General features: G+C 34.4%; 5 protein-coding genes and 1 pseudogene. 1 reads left to right on the top strand and 5 read right to left on the bottom strand.

All coding sequences use genetic code 11. The features are described 5' to 3' along the window. Nucleotides 1-195: 195 nt before the first annotated feature. From FPG59_RS13320 to FPG59_RS13305, 5 genes and pseudogenes are all read right to left on the bottom strand, one after another. Nucleotides 196-1,659, bottom strand: coding sequence for a M56 family metallopeptidase (locus FPG59_RS13320; RefSeq protein ID WP_086455079.1), 1,464 nt, complete (start codon nt 1,657-1,659; stop codon nt 196-198). Further along, nucleotides 1,656-1,754 (bottom strand): annotated as a pseudogene (locus FPG59_RS16970) (BlaI/MecI/CopY family transcriptional regulator); the annotation flags it as partial. The gene FPG59_RS13320 and the pseudogene FPG59_RS16970, both read right to left, overlap by 4 nt. A 57-nt stretch (nt 1,755-1,811) precedes the next feature. Beyond that, nucleotides 1,812-3,173: a M56 family metallopeptidase gene (locus tag FPG59_RS13315; protein WP_086455078.1), complete on the bottom strand. Its 1,362-nt coding sequence runs from the start codon at nt 3,171-3,173 to the stop codon at nt 1,812-1,814. Next, nucleotides 3,170-3,544, bottom strand: coding sequence for a BlaI/MecI/CopY family transcriptional regulator (locus FPG59_RS13310; protein ID WP_086455077.1), 375 nt, complete (start codon nt 3,542-3,544; stop codon nt 3,170-3,172). Before FPG59_RS13310 ends, FPG59_RS13315 begins: the two co-directional genes overlap by 4 nt. Before the next feature lie 9 nt (nt 3,545-3,553). Continuing rightward, nucleotides 3,554-3,979: a hypothetical protein gene (locus tag FPG59_RS13305; protein WP_086455076.1), complete on the bottom strand. Its 426-nt coding sequence runs from the start codon at nt 3,977-3,979 to the stop codon at nt 3,554-3,556. Between the two features lie 439 nt (nt 3,980-4,418). On the opposite strand from FPG59_RS13305, the gene lgt reads away from it, so the two are divergent. After that, nucleotides 4,419-5,243 carry a prolipoprotein diacylglyceryl transferase gene (lgt, locus tag FPG59_RS13300; RefSeq protein WP_086455075.1) on the top strand — a complete coding sequence of 275 codons (825 nt, stop codon included), beginning with the start codon at nt 4,419-4,421 and terminating at the stop codon, nt 5,241-5,243. Nucleotides 5,244-5,514: the final 271 nt, after the last annotated feature.

Here is a 5,514-nt window from a genome sequence, read left to right as displayed (position 1 = left end):
AAGCTCTCAATACAATATTCAATTTTTATTAAAATTCAAGATTATCTCATTACATATCCCTCTTGGTAAGGAACAAAATTTATTTAAAAAATCGCCTTAACGATCTCGTTTTATAAAGAATTTCACAATCAAAACCATCAACATTAAAAAAGCAAATCCGCTTCAGGTCTAGTCTTGAAGCGGATTTGTTTTTAATTAGGATTTAGCTGATTGTATAGTTATTGGTAAACTGTATAGCACTCGTACGGGCTCGCCTTTTACTTTTCCAGGAATCCATTTTGGGCAAATGTTCATTACGCGTACTGCCTCGTCACCAGTGCCAAAACCAATATCACGAATGTTCTTTACGTCAGTGATACTTCCGTCTTTTTCTATGATAAAAGAGATGTAAATTTTCCCTTTTAAATCGGGTTGCTCTGGAGTTTTGTAATTGTTACCTACAAATTTGTAAAAATTATCCATCCCACCAGGAAAATCTGGTTTTTCGCTTATTTCTGGAGAGTTATAGATGTCGTTTTCTCCTTTTTTTACAATCTTATTTTCAAGGCTAAACAGATCAATTTCCATAGTTTCGGGAGCACCTTTGCTTAATTTGGTTAAAAGTTCCTCGTTGGTTGGTAGTCTTTCTTCTTTTGATAAAATCGATGGGATCGCCCTTTTTTCGGCAGGAGTTAAGTCGTTGTACTTTTTTTCGGCGGTAATTTTTCCCTTTTCATCTTTTACCTTAAAAGTGGTTTTATTGTAATAGGTATTAAACAAACTCCCCACTTTGTTAGGTTGCGCATTTTGCTTGGTACCTATTTGTTGCGCCACAACTTTGGTGCATAGTGAAAATAGTAGCGCTGTCACCGCAGGCAAGAGCAAGGCTTGCTTGGCAATGGCTTTTCTTTTTGATGTGGTTTTAGTCATCATGAGTAATCGTTTTTTAGTTATTAAATAGTTCAAATTACTGGCCAAGTAAAAAGTTGGGTTCGCGTTTGCTTTTGAGAGCAACAAAGATTGGTAAAACGGAACATTTTTATAAGAGTGCACAACTTTCTCATCGGCGAGAAATTCGTGGTTGAGTTGTATGGCTTTTTTGTAAAAAATAAAAATGGGGTTGAACCAAAAAACAGTTTTCAATACTTCGATAAACAAAATATCCAAAGTGTGTTTTTGAGTCACATGCGTTAGCTCGTGTGTGTACAATTCGGCTTCAACTTCGCGGTTGTTGTATTCCGTTTCGTTGATGAAAATGGTATTCAAGAACGTGTGTGGTAAGGTTTTTTCGGGAACCAAGACCAATTGAGCATTCTGGTATGCAATGGGTGTATTGGACTTCATTTTTTTTGAAATCTGCTTCACATTACGCATAAATCGAAACCCCAAAACTACTGTGACAAACCCATACAAACCCCAAAGCGCAATGGCTAAATAGTTCGTTTCTTCTACTACAACGGCAGTTGTTGGTAGGATTTGGATATTTCCAGCCGTAACTGCAGGTTGTGCAATTTCCTGAACAACTTCAATAGTTATAAACGGAATCACCATCGAAAAAACCAAAGCAAACAACAAGTAAAACCTGTTGAAGTGGTGCATTTTTTCCTTTTCTAACAGCAAGTGATACACTCCTAAAAGCACCACAAGGCTGAGGGTCGATTTGATTAGAAAGTCGGTCATTTTTTCTTTTTTAGAATTTCACTGTCAATTATTTTCTTGAGTTCTTCCAGTTCCGTTTGTGACAAATTGGTTTCTTTGGTAAAGAAAGAAACCCAAAGCTTTATCTAAACAGGAGATAAAAGTTTAGTTTCTGTTGTTAATGGTTTCATCAACTATTTAGTTCTGATTGGTCTTGTATTTTTATCTTTACAAATTGTAACTTCTAATTTTTCTCCACTGAATTTCTTGTGCGAGTTTTTTAAGTTTTTTTCGAAATAATTATGTGTGTAAAAACTATATTGGTAAGGTTGTGGGAATTTCTTGCTTCTTGCATTTTTTGAAACACTACTACCTTGAAAAAAAGCAATTTCACTAGGTTTAAAATTGTTTAATGCTTTATTGGATTGGTGAACCCCATCTATCCAAATGGCGTATTTTTTAGGATCTTTAAAGTTCTCTAATTCTTGAGTTGTTGGTGATTTTTTTTCAAAGCCAGTTGGGACATAGAAAAAAACTCTTTTCTTGTACTCTTCACTTATGTCTTCATATTTGGTGTCAATTTCCTTGTTTTTTACAAGATCATGAATGACTACTCTAACTCCAGCATAGTATTCATCTTTTCGGGAATCGTTAGTTGCTGTAAGTTTAGTTTTGGTGGTAACTTGTGCAATGTTTTTTACTTGAGCAATAGTTTTGAAACAAAACATAAAAAATAGTCCAGATAGAACAGGTATCAAAATAATTTTCTTCGCAATTGATTTTGAGTTTGATGTGGTTTTAGTCATCATAAGTAATCGTTTTTTAGTTATTAAATAGTTCAAATTACTGGCCAAGTAAAAAGTTGGGTTCGCGTTTGCCTTTGAGAGCAACAAAGATTGGTAAAACGGAACATTGTTATAGGAGTCCACTACTTTCTCATCGGCAAGAAATTCGTGGTTGAGTTGTATGGCTTTTTTGTAAAAAATAAAAATAGGGTTGAACCAAAAAATGGTTTTCAATACTTCGATAAACAAAATATCCAAAGTGTGTTTTTGAGTCACATGCGTAAGCTCGTGTGTGTACAATTCGGCTTCAACTTCACGGTTATTGTATTCCGTCTCGTTGATGAAAATGGTATTCAAGAACGTATGCGGTAACGTTTTTTCGGGAACCAAAACCAATTGAGCATTCTGGTATACAATGGATGTATTGGACTTCATTTTTTTTGAAATCTGCACCACATTACGCAGAAATCGAAACCCCAAAATGACTGTGACAAACCCATAAAAACCCCAAAGCGCTATTGCTAAATAGTTTGTTTCTTCCACTACAACGGCAGTTGCTGGTAGTATTTGGGTATTTCCGGGTGTTACTGTGGGTTGAGCAATTTCCTGAACAACTTCAATAGTTATAAACGGAATCACCATTGAAAAAACCAAAGCAAACAACAAGTAAAACCTATTGAAATGGTGCATTTTTTCCTTTTCTAGCAGCAAGTGATATACGCCTAAAAGTACCACAAGGCTGAGGGTCGATTTGATTAGAAAGTCGGTCATTTTTTCTTTTTTAGAATTTCACTGTCAATTATTTTCTTGAGTTCTTCCAGTTCCGTTTGCGACAAATTGGTTTCTTTGGTAAAGAAAGAAGCAAATTGTGATGCCGAATTGTTGAAAAAATTACTAATCAATCCGTTAACGTGTTTCGAGAAATAGTCGGTTTTTTTGACCAAAGGATAATATTCTCTTGAGTTTCCATATTCGCGGTAGGCTACAAATTGCTTGTCAATCATGCGTTTTAGCAAAGTAGCAACCGTTGTGGTAGCAGGTTTTGGCTCTGGATAGGCTTCGAGTAAATCTTTCATGAAGGCTTTTTCGAGTTGCCAAAGGTGTTCCATGAGTTGTTCTTCGGCGTTGGTGAGCTGTTGCATGTGTATTTTTTAATTGGTGTATGTTTCTTGAACGGGTATTCCTTTTTCGTAGATTTTGGTGCCTAGTAAAACTCCTTCGGAATCATAAAATTGCCAATATCCGGTGGGTAGCCATTCTTCTTTTGAGTCGATTAAGTATTTTTTTGAAAATCCTATTTGCTGAATTCTTCCAGTGTTGTGGTATTTAATCACATGGCAACTTTTCTTTTTAAATTTTTCTTGCGATACTAATCTTTCACCCACGAACTGCTTCCACGTTCCGGTTTTATTTCCTTTACGGTAACGACCGACAGCGCTAGATTTAACATTCATAAACTCCTTACTTTCTATCCATTTGCCGGTTTTATATCCGTTTTTAGTTTGATTGATACTGCAACTTGCTAGGCTGATGCAGAGGCTAATAAGGATAATATAATAGTAATTGCGGTTTTTCATATTCTACAGTTTGAAACATTGCTCTACAAATGTAGAGTAAAATTTGAAATAAACAAATGTTTTGTAAAAAAATTGTCCGTCAAGGATTTATAGCAGTAATTGGAGTAGAAGTCTTAATGCTTTCCAGCTATTGATTATACTGAGTTTTGGATTTAACAGTGATAGTAAATAGATACGTAAGAATTTTTGTTTACATTTGAAAAGAACAAAACGATGCTGACTTTTGTTATGTAGCTAGATGTAGGTTCAGTAACTAAGGTTAGTTTCGTAGAATAAAAGTTTCCGATTAATTTAAGTTAAACAAGAAAATACAATTATAGAATTGATTTTATTTGTGTACCAAATCCTCCGAAGTAGATTTGGAATTGAATGGATGGTAGGATGGTAAAATATGGCCGCAATACCGATAAAGTGCAGCAATAAATAGTAATAATAAAATATGACAACACTATACATCAATTGGGATTTTGATTCCGAAATAATAAACATTTTTGGTTTCCCCTTAAAATATTATGGGCTTTTATTTGCCAGTGGCTTGCTTTTAAGTATGTACATTCTTAAAATAATTTATAGAAGAGAAAACTTAACAGATAGCGCTCATGAAGCATTGTTTCTATATGGAATTATAGGGATTTTTGCTGGAGCAAGATTGGGACATTGTTTGTTTTATGATTTTGACTATTATTCAAAAAACGTATTAGAAATCTTTTTACCCATTCAAAAAACGATAAGCGGAGGATATAAATTTAGTGGTTATGCAGGTTTAGCCAGTCACGGCGGAACGGTTGGGTTGATTATTTCACTTTTTTTATATTCAAAAAAATATGAAATAAAATACCTGAAAATACTAGATTTAATAGCTATTGTTGCGCCATTAGGAGCAGCATTTATTAGGCTTGCCAACTTAATGAACTCAGAAATGATAGGCAATTCCACAACCTTGCCTTGGGCCTTTATTTTTAGTAGGATTGATAGTGTTCCTAGACATCCAGCCCAACTTTATGAGGCCATTGCGTACCTCCTCATTTTCGGGATTGTTTTTGCTATTTACAAAACGAAAAAAATTACCCTAGGAAATGGATTTTTGTTTGGTCTGGCAATAACTTTAATTTTTACGATGCGAATTCTAATTGAGTTTGTCAAAATCAATCAAGTAGAGTTTGAAGAGGGAATGCTATTAAATATGGGTCAATTGTTGAGCCTGCCTTTTATAGCAATTGGGATCTACTTTATGGGAAAGAATGTAACAAGAAAGCGTTCGTAATAAAAATCCAGAGCAGTGAAGGTTAAACAACAGTGTTGTGAATTCTCTTAATGGACAAAGGATTTTGAAATTGGGATGATGTTATTCGCAAAAGTTCGGTTGCAAATCTGAAGAATATACTTAATTTTGTTTGTACCCAATATGTTGTAGTCAGAAAACGTAAGACCTTGAAAAAACCTCTTCAAATTCATAAAAATTTCAAACGCTATCAAAGAAAAATCTAAAAATTAGAAATTGTAAAAAATTGATTTTTATGCGGCACATGCTAAAG

The organism is Flavobacterium sp. FPG59 (genome assembly GCF_002150205.1).
In the GTDB taxonomy this organism is placed as follows: Bacteria; Bacteroidota; Bacteroidia; order Flavobacteriales; family Flavobacteriaceae; genus Flavobacterium.
Note: the sequence above shows the minus strand (reverse complement) of the source record. Positions and strands in the feature narration are given on the sequence as shown.